General features: G+C 33.6%; 15 protein-coding genes and 3 pseudogenes. 14 read left to right on the forward strand and 4 right to left on the reverse strand.

Annotation, left to right across the window (positions count from 1 at the left end):
* Window positions 1–168: 168 nt before the first annotated feature.
* Both JFU54_RS27920 and JFU54_RS27925 read right to left on the reverse strand, forming a co-directional pair.
* Complete coding sequence (locus JFU54_RS27920) at window positions 169–525, reverse strand: hypothetical protein (RefSeq protein ID WP_000606233.1); 357 nt, start codon at window positions 523–525, stop codon at window positions 169–171.
* A 129-nt stretch (window positions 526–654) separates the two neighbouring features.
* On the reverse strand, window positions 655–1,278 hold the full coding sequence (locus JFU54_RS27925; protein WP_016101266.1) for a hypothetical protein: 624 nt from the start codon (window positions 1,276–1,278) through the stop codon (window positions 655–657).
* Window positions 1,279–2,367: 1,089 nt separating this feature from the next.
* Between JFU54_RS27925 and recQ the strand changes: the two genes are divergently transcribed.
* From recQ to JFU54_RS27940, 3 genes are all read left to right on the forward strand, one after another.
* Window positions 2,368–4,485 carry a DNA helicase RecQ gene (gene recQ, locus JFU54_RS27930; protein WP_201067339.1) on the forward strand — a complete coding sequence of 706 codons (2,118 nt, stop codon included), beginning with the start codon at window positions 2,368–2,370 and terminating at the stop codon, window positions 4,483–4,485.
* Window positions 4,486–4,510: 25 nt separating this feature from the next.
* Window positions 4,511–4,894, forward strand: coding sequence for a gamma-glutamylcyclotransferase family protein (locus JFU54_RS27935; protein ID WP_002085085.1), 384 nt, complete (start codon window positions 4,511–4,513; stop codon window positions 4,892–4,894).
* A gap of 182 nt (window positions 4,895–5,076) precedes the next feature.
* Entirely contained in the window at window positions 5,077–5,814 is a 738-nt protein-coding gene (locus JFU54_RS27940) for a class I SAM-dependent methyltransferase (RefSeq protein WP_201067340.1), read from the forward strand.
* 79 nt (window positions 5,815–5,893) lie between these two features.
* Here the strand turns inward: JFU54_RS27940 and JFU54_RS30445 are convergent.
* Window positions 5,894–6,040: pseudogene (locus tag JFU54_RS30445) on the reverse strand (IS4 family transposase); the annotation flags it as partial.
* A 335-nt stretch (window positions 6,041–6,375) separates the two neighbouring features.
* Between JFU54_RS30445 and JFU54_RS27945 the strand changes: the two are divergent.
* From JFU54_RS27945 to JFU54_RS27975, 7 genes and pseudogenes are all read left to right on the forward strand, one after another.
* Window positions 6,376–6,662: pseudogene (locus JFU54_RS27945) on the forward strand (hypothetical protein).
* 232 nt (window positions 6,663–6,894) lie between these two features.
* The gene (locus JFU54_RS27950) at window positions 6,895–8,970 is read left to right on the forward strand and encodes a HelD family protein (RefSeq protein ID WP_201067342.1); all 2,076 of its coding nucleotides are present in this window, start codon (window positions 6,895–6,897) and stop codon (window positions 8,968–8,970) included.
* Window positions 8,971–9,045: 75 nt separating this feature from the next.
* Window positions 9,046–9,379 (forward strand): annotated as a pseudogene (locus JFU54_RS27955) (DUF952 domain-containing protein).
* A gap of 167 nt (window positions 9,380–9,546) precedes the next feature.
* Window positions 9,547–9,894 carry a PadR family transcriptional regulator gene (locus JFU54_RS27960; protein WP_002085093.1) on the forward strand — a complete coding sequence of 116 codons (348 nt, stop codon included), beginning with the start codon at window positions 9,547–9,549 and terminating at the stop codon, window positions 9,892–9,894.
* Window positions 9,881–10,882 carry an HAAS signaling domain-containing protein gene (locus JFU54_RS27965; protein WP_201067344.1) on the forward strand — a complete coding sequence of 334 codons (1,002 nt, stop codon included), beginning with the start codon at window positions 9,881–9,883 and terminating at the stop codon, window positions 10,880–10,882. Before JFU54_RS27960 ends, JFU54_RS27965 begins: the two co-directional genes overlap by 14 nt.
* 78 nt (window positions 10,883–10,960) lie before the next feature.
* The gene (locus tag JFU54_RS27970; protein WP_016101273.1) at window positions 10,961–11,473 is read left to right on the forward strand and encodes a GNAT family N-acetyltransferase; all 513 of its coding nucleotides are present in this window, start codon (window positions 10,961–10,963) and stop codon (window positions 11,471–11,473) included.
* A 185-nt stretch (window positions 11,474–11,658) separates the two neighbouring features.
* Window positions 11,659–12,444: a serine hydrolase gene (locus tag JFU54_RS27975; protein ID WP_201067346.1), complete on the forward strand. Its 786-nt coding sequence runs from the start codon at window positions 11,659–11,661 to the stop codon at window positions 12,442–12,444.
* 218 nt (window positions 12,445–12,662) lie between these two features.
* Here JFU54_RS27975 and JFU54_RS27980 read toward each other — a convergent pair whose 3' ends face one another.
* On the reverse strand, window positions 12,663–13,346 hold the full coding sequence (locus tag JFU54_RS27980) for a collagen-like protein (RefSeq protein ID WP_201067347.1): 684 nt from the start codon (window positions 13,344–13,346) through the stop codon (window positions 12,663–12,665).
* 369 nt (window positions 13,347–13,715) lie between these two features.
* On the opposite strand from JFU54_RS27980, the gene JFU54_RS27990 reads away from it, so the two are divergent.
* The 4 genes from JFU54_RS27990 to JFU54_RS28005 all read left to right on the forward strand — a co-directional run bounded on the left by JFU54_RS27990 (window position 13,716) and on the right by JFU54_RS28005 (window position 15,418).
* Window positions 13,716–14,132, forward strand: a complete 417-nt coding sequence (locus JFU54_RS27990; protein ID WP_201067351.1) for a GNAT family N-acetyltransferase — start codon at window positions 13,716–13,718, stop codon at window positions 14,130–14,132.
* 33 nt (window positions 14,133–14,165) lie between these two features.
* Window positions 14,166–14,570: a GNAT family N-acetyltransferase gene (locus tag JFU54_RS27995; protein WP_201067353.1), complete on the forward strand. Its 405-nt coding sequence runs from the start codon at window positions 14,166–14,168 to the stop codon at window positions 14,568–14,570.
* Between the two features lie 15 nt (window positions 14,571–14,585).
* Window positions 14,586–14,939, forward strand: a complete 354-nt coding sequence (locus JFU54_RS28000; protein ID WP_000994618.1) for an MmcQ/YjbR family DNA-binding protein — start codon at window positions 14,586–14,588, stop codon at window positions 14,937–14,939.
* Between the two features lie 92 nt (window positions 14,940–15,031).
* Window positions 15,032–15,418 carry a ribosomal maturation YjgA family protein gene (locus tag JFU54_RS28005; RefSeq protein WP_201067355.1) on the forward strand — a complete coding sequence of 129 codons (387 nt, stop codon included), beginning with the start codon at window positions 15,032–15,034 and terminating at the stop codon, window positions 15,416–15,418.
* Window positions 15,419–15,432 lie beyond the last annotated feature (14 nt).

Consider the following 15,432-nt stretch of genomic DNA (forward strand, 5'->3'; position numbering starts at 1 on the left):
CCGTTTACTTACGATTGATTCTGAATATTTCATTCAGCCTAATCCTCCAATGTTTTTATTTTAAAGTATGCTTGGGTATATATATTTAGAAGGATATGAAAGTTAGAGAGTTACTGATTCAAAAAAGAAAGCATCTGAAGTTAGGTGCTTTCTTTTGAATACTGTCCGCTATCTGTTAGTTACTTGTTTCATAAGAGGTCTTATTTCTTTAACAGGTGGTTTTTTATCATAGGCATCAACGTAAGAAAAGTAATAATTTAAGTTTCTAAGAAGTCCCTTTCCTATTTTTGCGCTTAAGAAGGGGAATACTTGTCCAGTATAATCATCGAGAGATTTACAATAGTATTTTTCATCTAAGTATATGCTGTATTTACATGTTAGTTCTACTAATGAGTTACCTTCATCATCAAATACTTCTTTAGAATCAATAATGTCTATTAATGCGAATTTTTCATTCAGATAAACTTTCTTCTTTTTCTCGTGCTTATTTGTGAGAATAAATACGAGACCAATTGCGTTAATCAAACTATTTCCTCCTATAAAAAACGGATATTAATAAAATATATCGATATACGTTAAATGTAAAGAGGAGTGGTGAAATATCATTGATAGAAAACTAAATAAGCCGATTTGTTTTTTCAAATCGGCTTATTTTTATTGAAATACTTGCGGAAATTGTTTTACGATTGCGTTTGTTATCATGTCGGCCATTTCTAATGCTTCTTTTTCAATTTTATCGTATAGTTTTACACTGGCATCATAATCTTTATTTAGGAAGGCAAGTGCTTCCGCTTTCGTTAACGCTAAATGCTCATAAAACATTTTTCTAAATTCTTCTTTTTCTATATATGGATTGATACTAGTTAGAAACTCAACAATTTCGTCTCCATTAGCGTACCATTTCTTTTCTATAGCGGCCGCTGCGTTTTGATCACCAGCTTTTGCGGCTTTAACAAGATCAGCAGCGATTGTTAAGTGGTCTTTAATTAATGCACTATATTTTTTTACTGCATTTTCTCCGTAGAATGGTTCAAGTGATAGCCCCATGTGTGTTGCATTTTGTAGAAGACGTCCAACGGTAACGTTTACGTCGGGCAAGTTAAAGATGATGCCTATAATGGCTAATCGTGTCCAAGCAACGTGTTGTTCCCATAAAGAACGCATATATCCTTTTAGAAAGTTTTCATTTTTACTAACTCGGTAATTTCGTGCAAATGAATCGAAGTTTCCATTAGTGATATGATAAGGGGAGTAATACGATTGCCAATAAGTATACATAAATAGTTACACTCCTTTGAACATGTATATCTCACAATATGATAAACGTTATTTTTAAGTTACGTGTCCAAGAGTTTTTTTGAGAGTTGGAAAAGGAGAAAGTTGAAGGGGAATAAAAAACACAATTATGATATATATGAATAAAAAGAATTTTAAAATAATAGAGGTCCTGCAAGGGAAATTGCAGGACCTCAAAAGGGTATTGCCGAGATGTCGGACTCGACTACGTAATATTATCATAAAATTCTTTTAAAAAAACCTGGTAAATGTGTCCAAATGAAAGTGGGGCTTTAATAAAGTCAAAGGGACCTGCTTCCCGCGGCAGGCCCCATTAACTAGATAATGTAGATGAGCAAAAACTCATCTAGAGTACTTTTATAGTAACAAATGAAATTCACTTTGTGTATTGAGAAAAAATGAATTGCTTGTATGAATGTAGCGGATTTATATTTTGCTTTTTGGAATTATAATCATTTGTGGAGAGCGGAATAGGATTCTAAAATGGAGAAAAGACTTTTCAGCCAGGCTACGATACATTGCAATATGTAAGTATAAAAAAAGACCCGCTAATTTAAGCAGGTCAACATAAGGGGTTTATCTAACAGATTATTATATATGGTAACAACTGTATTGTAGTTAGTCTAGAAGTTATATGTTGAGAAAATTTGTTTGAATGATATATATTTGGCACATGTATTAACGTTTAAAAAGTTGAGAAAGGAAATTCATAAGCTTGCTATAAGAAAATATGGGCTGATACTTATAAAATGATTCATATTTCCACGCATCATTATTAGAGAATTGGAGTTGTTTATTTGATGCTTTAGGTTTGTTGGAATTATTGTAACGACTCTTCATAATTTAACCTCCTCAAATTCATATGTATACGATTAGTAGTATTCTAGGAAGGTAAATTAAATGAATATTTATTTTGAAATTCTTTCTTCTTGTGTACTAGATTTGTTTTTTATGTTGGAAAACGTAGGAAGCAAATAGAACTCAAATACTTATAAAATTCAAAGTGGCGAGAATCAGTTTGATGATATAATGGGAATAGATGAAAGATAAAGAAAAGCAGGTGACTCTTTTTTGTTTACAAAAGCACAAGAACTTTTAGCGTCTTATTTCGGTTATTCGTCATTCCGAAGAGGACAAGATGAAACAATTAAAAATGTATTAGATGGGAAAGATACAGTCTGTATTATGCCTACGGGTGGTGGTAAGTCAATTTGTTATCAAATTCCCGCATTAGTATTCGAAGGAACGACATTAGTTATTTCACCTTTGATTTCACTTATGAAAGACCAAGTAGATACATTAGTACAAAACGGTATTTCAGCTACTTATATTAATAGTTCTATTTCTATTACAGAAGCAAATCAACGAATTCAATTAGCGAAACAAGGCCATTATAAGTTACTTTATGTGGCGCCTGAGCGTCTTGATTCAATGGAATTTGTTGATCAACTTATCGATATGAAAATCCCGATGATTGCAATTGATGAGGCGCACTGTATTTCGCAGTGGGGACATGATTTCCGTCCTAGTTATTTACATATACATCGCATATTAGATTATCTTCCAGAAAAGCCGCTCGTATTAGCGTTAACTGCTACGGCAACACCACAAGTTCGTGAAGATATTTGCAATACGCTTGAAATTAATCAAGAAAATACAATTATGACAACGTTCGAGCGCGAGAACTTATCGTTTTCAGTAATTAAAGGACAGGATCGTAATGCGTATTTAGCAGATTATATTCGTCAAAATCAGAAGGAATCTGGGATTATTTATGCAGCGACAAGAAAAGTAGTCGATCAGTTATATGAAGATTTAGGGAAAGCAGGAGTTTCGGTATCGAAATATCATGCTGGTATGAGCGACCACGATCGAAATGAACAGCAAGAACTCTTTTTACGAGATGAAATAAGTGTTATGGTGGCAACATCTGCATTTGGAATGGGTATAGATAAATCGAATATACGTTACGTTATCCATTATCAACTTCCAAAAAATATGGAAAGTTACTATCAAGAAGCAGGACGTGCTGGTCGTGATGGATTAGATAGTGAATGTATTTTGTTATATTCTTCTCAAGATGTGCAAGTACAACGCTTTTTAATCGATCAATCAACTGGAGAATCACGTTTTTCAAATGAGCTTGAAAAACTCCAAAATATGACCGATTACTGTCATACAGAACAATGTTTACAATCATTTATTTTGCAATACTTCGGAGAAGAGCCGAAGGAAGATTGTGGTCGCTGCGGTAATTGTACGGACGACCGTGAAAGTATCGATGTGACGAGAGAATCCCAAATGGTACTATCTTGTATGATTAGGACGAACCAACGATTCGGAAAGCAAATGATTGCACAAGTATTAACTGGATCTAAAAATAAGAAAGTCATTGAATTTAATTTTCATACTTTGCCAACGTACGGTCTTTTATCAAACCGTAGTGTAAAAGAAGTCAGTGAGTTTATTGAGTTTTTAATTTCAGATGAGTTAATTGCAGTTGAACATGGTACGTATCCAACATTAAAAGTAACGGAAAAAGGAAAAGAAGTATTACTTGGTAAAGAGAATGTTTTACGCAAAGAACGAGTAGAAACGAGACAAATTGTTCAAGATCATCCTTTATTTGAAGTGCTTCGTGAAGTACGTAAAGAAATTGCACAAGGAGAAGGTGTACCGCCGTTCGTTATTTTCTCTGACCAAACGTTAAAAGATATGTGTGCGAAAATGCCACAAAGTGACTCCGAACTCCTAACTGTAAAAGGAATCGGAGAACACAAACTTGTGAAGTACGGGTCTCACTTCTTACAAGCAGTTCAGCACTTTATTGAGGATAACCCAAACTATGCGGAAACAATTAAGACTGAAGTTGTTTCAGAGAGTAAAAAATCAGGAAAAGCGTCAGCGAATTCTCATTTAGAAACGTATGAAATGTATAAACAAGGCATTGATCTTGATGAAATTGCTAAAGAACGTAGCTTATCAAGACAAACAATTGAAAATCATTTAATTCGCTGCTTTGAAGATGGAATGGAAGTAGACTGGAATAGCTTTGTTCCAGCAGAGTATGAAGCTCTAATTGAAACTGCCGTGCAAAATGCAGAGGGTGGTCTGAAATCGATTAAGGACCAACTTCCAAATGAAGTGAGTTACTTTATGATTCGTGCTTATTTACAAATTAGAAAGTAGAGACATATAAAGGGGATAGGGATTTATGCATCACGTTTTCGTGTATGGCACGTTAAGAAAAGAGCAAACGAATGCTCATATTATGCAAGGTGCAATATGCATCGCAGACGAAGCATGGACGTATGGTAAATTATTTGATACATACGAAGGGTATCCTGCGATGATTTGTTCAAATGGGGAAAAGGTATACGGAGAAGTTTATGAAGTAAATGATGATGTTCTGCAAAAGTTAGATGAACTTGAAGAATACACAGGTAATGCAGAGAGTGATTTATATGACCGAATCACCGAAACGATTTATTTAGGTGATAGAGAAATACGTGCATTTGTGTATATTGCTCAAGATAAAGAGATGCTAAAGAAAGTTATCATTTCTGGTGATTGGGTGGAGTATCAACAAGGAAAATAAAAGCAGCTATAGAGCAGATAGTGGAATCGACCATTATCTGCTTTTTATATTGGTACTTTCAAAAATCCTATTATTTTGATAAATTGTAAATATAGAGAAATAAGAATGGTTTTTTTTCATGGGTGTCAGAAATTTAGTTTCTCACCTGTAGCAGAAAAATCTAGTGCAGGAGGAGAATAATAATGAACGAATTAAATGTGAAGGAATTTTACCAAAAACAATTCGAACTGTCGAATTACGATATCAATACAGAAAGCTGGTTAGAGCAGGTTGCTAAAGAAGTTCAAGAACAAGTTGGTCATCCATTTCAAACGATGTTAGAACTTGGTGCGGGAAATGGTGGATTTGCACGAGCGATGTCTAAGTTACAAGTGAAAATGACTACGGTTGAACTTGTACCAGAGTTAGTTATGTTTGCAAAAGAACATTCTAGTAGTGATATTGCCATTCATTGTGGAGATTTTTATCAAATTAACTTTGAAGAAAAATTTGATGTTGTTAGTTATTTAGATGGATTTGGTGTAGGAACAAATGATGAGCAATTGTTTCTACTAAAACGGATTAAAGATTGGATGAAGGAAGATGGATGTGCACTTATTGATATTTATCAACCTTTGTATTGGAAAAAGGTAAGTGGACAAGAAATGCCATTAAGTTCAGCGATGCGAAAATATGAATATGATAGTATAAATGAAAGAATGTTAGATCATTGGTGGAATCCTAATCAGCCTAATGAGATTGTAACACAGTCTTTACGTTGCTATACAGTTGAAGAGATTAGCGATCTATGTGATGAAGCAAATTTAAATATTGTAGCAATTTTCCCGGGTGGCGCATTTGATTTTGAGAAATCGCGATATAAAGAGCAAGCTTCTTTACATGAGTGCTTATCGTATCGTATAAAAGTAAAAAAGAAATAAAGAATAGATTGGGCGTCTCCCTCGTACACATTAAGCTGAATTTATGTGAAGGGAATTTCAAATTTATAGAATCTAATAACGAAAATAGTTGGTTGAGTGCTTCTATACTCATATAAATATCTTTGTTAGCTTCTAAAAGACTGAAAGGTTGGGTTAATGAAGAATGAGCTATGTTTTGGCTAAATAAAACACAAAGGTATACTAGTTTTTGTGAAATATATTCACTAGTTTGTTAAGCGAATCAAATCTTTCTAACTAATCACTCCAAATTATTAGGCAGCATATATTGTTGTGATTATTTGAAAACTAATACTAGTTCATTAAAAATCGATAAATTCATATTAAAACGCCATCCTTTTTGTATATTTCTATAAAAAGAATAGCGTTTTTTTCGTTATATGGATACAAATTTACATTATCTTGATGATAGTAATAGGGCGAGAACCTATTATGTTTAACCAATAATAAAATGACACAATTGACAAAACACGCATCGGTGTTATAATGATAAATTGTTACCAAGGTAACAAAATAATATTTTTGCATTAAGGGTGTGAAATTATGAAACAAAATAATGAACAAATAAATGAAAAAAACACAAAAATTAAAGTTGAACGTGTGCAAACTGGTATTAGGATGGAAAAAGAATGGTAAAAGTTTTGAAAGCGATGGCAGAATATCATGATATTTCGCTGGGCATTCTTCTTGAAAGAATCGTTCTACATTCTTTTGAAAATAAACCTGTGTTTAGTGATGAAAGTCTTGAAAAAGTTAAAGCTATAAAAGAAGTTTACAATATGGATTATGGCCTAGAAATAAGTCGTCAGTGGAATGATTCGGATAACTAGAATGATTATTTTTACATACAGTTCCTTGTGTAAGCAATCTATGAAATGAAAAAATAAAGAGAGAGAAAATTTTGTTTTAAAGATACTTCAAAAGCTTAGATAAAGAGGCATATTTTTTGTGTTTTTCTTTAATTTGGAAAATTCTCAATCAAACTATTGACTTTATGAATGGATTTTTAATACAATTGTATCTCGACTGAAAAAATTGGAACGGACAGGAGGGAATCATCAAATGAGTAACATATTTGAAGAAGAATTACAGAAAATGAAAGCTATTTTATGTACGATGGATGAGCAATTAGAACAGCTTGAAAAAATCCCGGTTTATTATGGAGAAGATTTTAAAGAGCAAATTCTTGAAAGTATGAGGGAGTCTAATAGACAAAGCTTACGTATTGGTGTACATGAGCCGTATTTTGGAAGATTAGACTTTCAGGAGGATGGCAAGGAAGACGTAATGCCGATTTACATCGGTAAAGTAGGTGTTTCAGATAAAGATACGATGAAACCAATTGTAATTGATTGGCGTGCACCTGTCGCAAGTATGTTTTATTCATTTACCGGTGGTGAAGAATTAGCATTTTATCATTCACCAGACGGATTAGTAGAAGGCGATGTTTATTTAAAACGAAACATTTCGATTCGAAAGAGAGAACTAGAACGTGTTGTTGATACATATGTGAAAGGAAATGAAGATGTCTCACATGCTGATGATTTTCTTCTATATCGATTAGGTGAGAATAAAGATAATAAATTGAAAGATATCGTTTCGACTATACAATCGGAGCAAAATGATATTATTCGTGCGGAAAGAAACTTACCGTTATTAATTCAAGGGGTTGCAGGGAGCGGAAAAACAACGATCGCTTTACATCGCCTTGCTTTTTTAATTTATGAATATCGTGAACAACTTGAAGCGGAGAGAATGATCGTATTCGCTCCAAACAGTTTGTTTTTAGACTATATTTCAAGTGTACTTCCTGAGTTAGGGGTAGGAAATATTAGTCAAACAACGTTTCCAGATTGGGCACTGCGTCTGCTAGAGGGTTCAGTGAAACTGAAGCAGACAGAAGAAAAATTGAAAGAAGCTTTCTCAATTAATCGCGATGAAAAAAAGGTTATGCTAGGTAAATTGAAAGGCACGCTGGAATTTAAGTCGTTTATTGAAGAAAGAATGATTCAATTTGAAAAAGATTTAGTGCCAACAAAAGATTTTGAGGCATGGGATAAAGCTGTTATTCCAGTGGAAGACGTTAAAAAATGGATGCAGGTTGAATATAAACACTATCCATTAAAGAAAAGAAGAGAACGTTTAGTCGGCCGTATGAAGCGCTGGATTGAAATTGAGCTTAAAAAGTTTGGAGAAACAAACGAGAAAAAATTACTAAAAAAAGAAGCGACAAAGAGATTGAACACATATATGAATTTTTGGCCGAAAATGAGCCCGCTTTCACTATATAATTCAATGATAAAGAGTAAAGAAATACTCGAAGTATTACCTGAAGAACTTGTTCAAGAAACAGAAAAGAATTGTCGTAAAAAAGAAGTGTATGTAGAAGACTTACCAGCTTTAATTTATATACAACATCGCATAACAGGAATTGAAATTGGACAAAAATTCCATCACGTCGTTATTGATGAAGCGCAAGATTTCTCGCCATTCCAAGTATATGTATTAAAAGAAATTACACTAGGTAATTCTTTCACTATATTAGGTGATTTATCTCAAGCGATTTATGATTATCAAGGAATTGAAGACTGGAATGCTTTTAAGGAAGTATTTCAAGAAACAGGTTATTATGAACTGACGAGAAGTTATCGTTCTACAAAAGAAATTATTGAATTTGCGAATGAAATAATAAAAAATGCAGAAATTCCTGTAGGACTTGCTACACCAGTTTTCCGTAGCGGTGAAGACGTGAAAGTGATTCGGGCAGAGGACCAATTTACTGAAGTTTTAAAGACATTACAGCATTTGCAAACTGAAGATGTGAAAACAATCGCGGTAATTGGAAGAACAGACGATGAATGCCGTGATATATATGAGAAGTTAACAAATGCAGGGTTGACTGTTAATGTCATTGAAGCAGATCAAAGCAAATATGAAGGTGGTATTTCGGTAGTACCTGTATATTTGGCGAAAGGTTTAGAATTTGATGCCGTACTTCTAATCGACGTTGATGAAGAACATTACAAAAATACAAAACATGATGCGAAATTATTGTATGTCGGATGTACGAGATCGCTTCATGATTTATGGATTTTCCATAGTGGGGAAGCGTCGCCATTAATTAAGGGATTAAAATAAATAAAAAAGAGGATTTTCTAGTAATAAACAGAAAAACCTCTTTTTTTTCTATATAAAGATATAGGAGGAATGGATATGATTACAAAAGTAATAACAAAAAGAAATTGGGAAATCGCAAAAACAACTAGAGAGATTAATGAAGCCTCACGTAAAGAAGAGGGGTTTATTCATTGTTCATTATTAGACCAAGCTTTAAAAGTTGCTCAAAAAAGATTTCAGTCACGAAGAAGATGTTTTATTACTTACAATTGATCCATCCCTGTTAAAAGCAAAAATAAAATATGAACTTGCTTCTAACGGTCAAAAATATCCGCATGTATACGGAGTAATCAACGTTGATGCAATTGTAGATGTTGTCCCATTTCCTAAAGAAAAAGGAGAATTTATATTACCAGAGGTACAAAGTTAAGCGTATTATAGGCATTTAAGTTAGCTAGAAAAGCACAAATCATATCGTTTGTGCTTTTTATTGTCTATTTTTTTGAAAAATCATTGTTTTTGTCACACTAATACTGTACGATACATAGTATAAAACACATACTGTATGACATATAGTAATGAGAATGAGGTGGGTGAATGGATACTTTATTAAATTCATTAATTACTGAGCTAAGGAGAGGGACATTGACATTAGCGGTTTTAAGTCAACTAAGAACGCCGCAATATGGATATTCGCTTGTCCAATTATTGGAGCAATCAGGAATCATGATAGATCAAAGTACTTTATATCCACTACTTCGCCGATTAGAAAAGCAGGAGCTAGTGACGAGTAGTTGGGATAAAACGGAGAGTAGACCTCGTAAGTATTATGTTTTAAGTGAATATGGATTAGAGATATTTTTACAATTGAAAAAGGAGTGGATAAAGGATTCGAAAGAACTTTATAACCTATTAAAGGAGGAGGACGAGAATGAGTTTGATTGATATGTATGTCCATGAAGTTGCGAAGAGATTACCTGAAAAAAATCGTGAAGATATTACGCTTGAACTACGGTCGACAATAGAGGATATGTTACCTGATGAGTACAATGAGGAAGATGTAAAGAGTGTCCTTGAAAAATTGGGGAGCCCAGTTTCATTGGCTAATGGGTATTTGGATAGACCGATGCATTTAATTGGACCACGTTATTTTGATGTGTATACGACATTATTAAAAATGATCATACCAATTGCAGCTGTTATCGCACTCATTTCAATGATTGCAGAAAATTTTATAGGCTATACTGGTGATCAAGCAGTATTAAATGTTATTTTACAATTGATAGGTAAAGGAATTGGGGAAATTGTCGAAGTAGGCCTCCATGTATTTTTCTGGTTGACACTTGTATTTGCTATTTTAGAAAGAACAGATAAAGACAAAGGTAACCAACCGTTGACGACAAGTTTAAAAAAATGGACTCCTGATGATTTGAAAAATATCTCGTATGTTCCAAAGAAAAAGTCGATCTCAAAGTTTGAAGTTTTTGGAGGTTTGATGTGGACAGCAGTTTGGGCTACCCTTTACTTTTATGCGAATCATCTTGTTGGCGTATATAATGGTGCAGCAGATGGACTTAAATTTGTCGCACCAACTTTCAATCAAGATGTTTTACTTCAGTATTGGCCAATCGTTGTAATTATGATCGTTTTCGAAATAGGTATATCTCTTTATAAATTAGTGCAAGGACAATGGACGAAAAGAGTGGCAATTGGGAATGCAATACTACAGCTAGCTGTAACAATAGTATTCATTGTAATCGTAGTAAATCCTCATTTATTTAACGAAGGATTCATTACGTATGTGGCAAATGTGTTTACAATTTCTCCAGAGGAATTTAAAACGTGGTTAATTGGTGGAGGGGTAATTATCTTCATATTATCTGCGGTACTAAATGCAATTGATGGTTTTCGAAAATCTAGAATTCGGTTGTAAAAATAAGTTTGTATTATTATTAGGTAGATCAGTTGAAAGAAAGGTACAGAGAAAGATCATTATGAAAGGAAGAAAACAATGATAAGGGAAGCAATGAAAAAAGATGTAACATTTATTTTAGATATTTATAATGATGCAATCCTTAATTCAACAGCTGTATATGCGTACAAACCTGTAACCCTTGAAAATAGAATAGATTGGTATGAACAAAAAAAGGCTGATGGCCATCCAATTTTAGTCTACGAGCTAGATAATAAAGTAGTAGGATTTGCGACATTTGGCCCCTTTAGGGCATGGCCTGCCTATAAATATTCAGTTGAACATTCTGTGTATGTTGATAAAGAATATAGAAAAAATGGAATTGGGTCCTCTTTAATGGAAGAATTAATTACAATTGCAAAAGAAAGAGAATATATAACCTTAATTGCTGGAATTGATGCGGAAAATGAAAAAAGCATTGCAATGCATAAAAACTTCGGATTTGTTTATTCGGGAACAATAAAAAAGGCTGGTTATAAGTTCAATGGATGGCTAGATTTAGCTTTTTATCAATTGGAGCTTAATGGTCCTAAAAATCCTACTGAAGAATAGCTGTATCTATTACTGTAAAAAATAATTTTAAAAGGAAATTGTATATACTTCAAAAGATAGTATGAAGAAATCTCATGCTATCTTTTTCTTATTGTATTCATGATTATCATTTAACAAAAAAGGATTCTTATATTCTATATCGAATTTTGAGAAGATGATAAAACGATATAAGAAGAGGGATGAATATGCAGGCTGTCATTAGAAAAATAAAAGAAATACAAATTGGTCAAGTTGGAATACTTGTTTATTCAACAAAGAATGGAAATATAGTTGCTACCCATAACAATGAGCTATACGTTCCTTTAGCATCAGCAGCAAAAGTGGCAATTGGATTTACAGTAGCAAAGATGGTAAAGGACAAACAAATTAATTGGAATGATACACTTCATCACATTAAGTTTAATCCAAATGAGGATAGTGTGCAGTTATATCCTCATTTACAAGGAAGAACTACATTAACACTTAGTAAAGCGGTTGAAGTAATGATAGCTTGCCACGACAGTTATATTGCTCACTCGGTTGTAATGCACTGCGGAGGATGGGAAACTGTCAGAGAAAATGTTTTAACGTACTTTTCAAAGATTCATATACAGGAAAACCCTAGAGATGAGCAAAATGTCGGAGAGTTAAATCAAGTTCTTTCACTTTTAGTACATATTTTCCAAGGATATAAATCCGCACCAGAATTATGGGAACCCATTATTAATGGAATGGTAAGACAACAAGGAGAGTATGAAGGTATACCTTATTATCATTTAGCTCATATGACAGGTGGTTTATCCACCGCTATAATAAATATTGGTATAATAGGAATGTTTCATAAATTTCCGTTTCTTTATGTAATTGGGGGAAGAGATTTACCTAATCGATTTGATAATAAAGAGGTTGATGAAACAATTCTAGAAGCTTTGAAGTGCTTATATAAAGAATATAAGATGACAAGTCAAACAAACGTTGTAACCGATAATTGAATAAAAACGTTATTTTAATAGCAGGGAGGGGAATAGTGCACCTAAAGGAGTATACCGTTTACAAAAGTGAATCGCTCATATGTATCGGGACTATAAAGGAATGCGTTCAGCATATGGGAGTGTCTGGTGATTTCTAACATAAAAAGAGAGCACAAAGGCTCTCCTTAATGGTTTTGTGATCCGCCAGCAAAACGAAAAAATTCAAGTACTTCAATACATTAGAAATTTTGTGAACATGAAGTACAAGGTCCACCAGTCGGCTGAAATACAACATTGTCAACAAAAGCTGTTGCGCCTTCGCCCCCTGTAGCAGTATTTTGGAAAGAAATACATGCTGTAGTTACAGTAGCAGGTATACACACAACAAGAATATAATGTTGGAAAAGAGATTGTGGTTGATTCATAACTGGTACAATATGTGGAATGTTTAATGGACCAAGAGTTACAGGGGCAGGAGGACATGCTTGCCCAAGTTCTGGGAAAGATACTGAAGCTATAAGAAATGCACCATCCCTTACATCTGCAGCAAAAGAAAACGTATAACAACAACCTGCGTCAACATCAACTGTTTGATTAATACTTCCACCTGGATTAATTGATGCAGCTAAGAGACTAAATGAACCATTTGACAGAAACCGGCCACTATGAACGTTTGGAAACCCTACTTCTGAAACGGAACCTGCTTGATTCCAACCTGGAACTGGATCTCCTACTACTGCCGGCTCGTCAAATCCAGGGTTGTCAAGAATATTATTACATGGACAACATCCTACTGCTGTTGGACCCGTTGGGCCAGTTACGCCTGTTGGACCTGTTGGACCCGTTGGACCAATTTCAGGTGGAGGTAAAGGGGGACCGAAACATTCGCACGGAATATGAAAATTTTTTTTAAATTTACTCATTTTTACACCATCCTTATCATTCACCCACTTACACTCTATAGTTTATGAATCAGCTAACACGCAAGTATAAGGAAAAAGCCTTTAAAAATAAAAATAAGCATAAGCCCTTATGACACAAATATAAACTCATTCTATAATATATAAGGAACATGGCTTTACTCCAAACAGCTCTTATATTTTGGCCATCTATTTTATTATTAATCGCTAGTTTTGCCGTTATAAGTTATGTGAGAACAGGTTATGTCTCTGTACCAGTGATAATTGTGTTTTCTTGCTTTGTTACATATGGCGGATTTGTATTCATTAGTCTATTAAAGAGAAGGAATAAAAATTAAATATAGTTTGCGAACTTGAAAGGACGAAATATAAATGAAACATATAGAAAACGGTACTCGCACTGAAGGAGAATACATAAAAAATAAAGTAATTCAATATAATATGTCTATTTTAACAGATGAAGTAAAGCAACCGATGGAACAAGTAAGCTTCGTAGTGAAAGATGAAGATGGAAAAATCTTTGGCGGGGTAACAGGAACGATGTATTTTTATCATCTTCATATAGATTTTTTATGGGTTGATGAATCTGTTCGTCATGATGGTTATGGTAGTCAATTGTTACATAAAATAGAAGAAATTGCGATGGAAAAAGGATGTAGACTCATTTTGCTAGATTCATTTAGTTTCCAAGCACCAGATTTTTATAAAAAGCACGGATACCGAGAATATGGTGTTGTTGAAGATCATCCTAAAGGGCATAGTCAACACTTTTTAGAAAAGAGATTATAATAATATTATGTATACTAGTTTAGAGGAGAAAAAATGTACACGTATAAATTACAACATGAACAACCAATCTGTGTAGAAAAAATAAAGAAACTTTACGGTTCTGTAGGCTGGTGGCCAGAAAGAAAAGAAGTCGATATTCAAAAAATGTTAAAGAATAGTATAGCTATTGGAGTATGGGAAGAAAACGAATTAATTGGATTTGCTAGAGTTGTTACTGACGGTGTTTTTCGGGCGTATATTGAAGATGTTGTCGTACATGAGAGTGTAAGAAATAAAGGTATTGGTGAGAAGATGCTTACAATGTTACTTCGAGAGATATCTCATATTGATATTGTAAGTCTATTTTGCGGCGAGAAACTAATAAAGTTTTATGGTGAACAGCAATTTAAAGCGACGAAGCAAATTGTGATGCATCGTAATCAAATAGTAAAAGAATAAGAGGTGCCAATTAGAATGAATGCAACAAGAGCATATTGTTTATCGAAAAGAAAAGCGACAGAAGATTCTCCAGATGGCTGGAGTGCAACATGTATGAGGTTAAATAATAAAATATTTGCGATAGTGAATCATGAAGAAGGTGAAAAAGCTGCGATTACATTAAAATGTGATCCAGAACTTTCTTTACGAATAAGAGAAGATTACCCAGAAACAATAATTCCTGGATATCATATGAATAAAAAGCATTGGAATACAGTGTACATACATAAGGATGTAGGACAAGAACAAATTAATAAGATGATAGATTGGTCGTATGATTTAGTACTACAATCGTTTTCAAAGAAAAAGCAGCAAGAGTTATTGGATTAAATACAAAGTGAAGTCGACTATAAATAGCTAGTAAAATAGTTCTATTTTACTAGCTATTTGCAGTTTTAAATTATGAAGTAGGAGCTTTTGAAATGAATACGAAACGAAATAGATTACTATATGTAATGTTTACTATAGTTGTTATTATTTTAGGTCTTAGTTCAAGAAAGTTTGCTTTTGCGTTACCAGATTTGTTAAATGGGTACTTAGGTGATGCTTTATGGGCATTAATGATTTTCACTGGATTTGGATTTTTGTTTCCTAAAATAGAAACGAGGAAATTAGCTTTTATTAGTTTGATATTTTGCTACGGGATTGAAATTAGTCAATTGTACCATGCGGAATGGATAGATAGCATTCGAGCAACGACTTTAGGTGGACTCGTATTAGGTTACGGATTTTTATGGAGTGATTTAGTGGCTTACACAATTGGTGTTGGAGTAGGAATGCTTGGTGAGTTTGTGCTACGGAAGAAATAAGTGACTTTAAAAAG

The sequence above is a fragment of the Bacillus sp. TH19 genome (assembly GCF_016651075.1).
Classification (GTDB): domain Bacteria; phylum Bacillota; class Bacilli; order Bacillales; family Bacillaceae_G; genus Bacillus_A; species Bacillus_A mycoides.

Excerpts from the sequence above, each read along its gene's own strand:
- JFU54_RS28000 (WP_000994618.1), top strand. The coding sequence starts at position 14,586 with ATGAATGCAACAAGAGCATATTGTTTATCGAAAAGAAAAGCGACAGAA.
- JFU54_RS27990 (WP_201067351.1), top strand. The coding sequence starts at position 13,716 with ATGAAACATATAGAAAACGGTACTCGCACTGAAGGAGAATACATAAAA.
- JFU54_RS28005 (WP_201067355.1), top strand. The coding sequence starts at position 15,032 with ATGAATACGAAACGAAATAGATTACTATATGTAATGTTTACTATAGTT.
- JFU54_RS27995 (WP_201067353.1), top strand. The coding sequence starts at position 14,166 with ATGTACACGTATAAATTACAACATGAACAACCAATCTGTGTAGAAAAA.
- JFU54_RS27980 (WP_201067347.1), bottom strand. The coding sequence starts at position 13,346 with ATGAGTAAATTTAAAAAAAATTTTCATATTCCGTGCGAATGTTTCGGT.
- JFU54_RS27970 (WP_016101273.1), top strand. The coding sequence starts at position 10,961 with ATGATAAGGGAAGCAATGAAAAAAGATGTAACATTTATTTTAGATATT.
- JFU54_RS27965 (WP_201067344.1), top strand. The coding sequence starts at position 9,881 with ATGAGTTTGATTGATATGTATGTCCATGAAGTTGCGAAGAGATTACCT.
- JFU54_RS27975 (WP_201067346.1), top strand. The coding sequence starts at position 11,659 with ATGCAGGCTGTCATTAGAAAAATAAAAGAAATACAAATTGGTCAAGTT.
- JFU54_RS27935 (WP_002085085.1), top strand. The coding sequence starts at position 4,511 with ATGCATCACGTTTTCGTGTATGGCACGTTAAGAAAAGAGCAAACGAAT.
- JFU54_RS27925 (WP_016101266.1), bottom strand. The coding sequence starts at position 1,278 with ATGTATACTTATTGGCAATCGTATTACTCCCCTTATCATATCACTAAT.
- JFU54_RS27950 (WP_201067342.1), top strand. The coding sequence starts at position 6,895 with ATGAGTAACATATTTGAAGAAGAATTACAGAAAATGAAAGCTATTTTA.
- JFU54_RS27940 (WP_201067340.1), top strand. The coding sequence starts at position 5,077 with ATGAACGAATTAAATGTGAAGGAATTTTACCAAAAACAATTCGAACTG.
- JFU54_RS27960 (WP_002085093.1), top strand. The coding sequence starts at position 9,547 with ATGGATACTTTATTAAATTCATTAATTACTGAGCTAAGGAGAGGGACA.